The 265-nt window shown below is 61.1% G+C and carries 1 pseudogene; it reads right to left on the reverse strand.

Annotation, left to right across the window (positions count from 1 at the left end):
- A pseudogene (locus RTW80_RS29535) lies at window positions 1-265 on the reverse strand (DNA primase); the annotation flags it as partial.

Below are 265 nucleotides of genomic sequence, written 5' to 3' on the forward strand. Positions count from 1 at the left end.
CCGCGACGGTGGACCAGCAGGTATTCCATTTCAACCAGCCGCGCCAGGTGGATCTTAAGCTGCGTGTCTCCCCATTGCACCGCGTCACGCAGTTGTTTACGGGTGAACCGCATCGCCTCACGCGCCTGACCGCTGTCGCTCACCCATTGCTGGATCAGGGTTAACAGTTTGCGCGTCTGCGGCGGCATTTCATCCAGGGTGCGCCCGAGTATTTCATGTGCCAGACGGTTGGCCAGGGCGATGTCTTCCCGCGCCACCTCGATGT

The sequence above is a fragment of the Escherichia sp. AM3 genome (assembly GCF_032029835.1).
In the GTDB taxonomy this organism is placed as follows: Bacteria; Pseudomonadota; Gammaproteobacteria; order Enterobacterales; family Enterobacteriaceae; genus Escherichia; species Escherichia coli.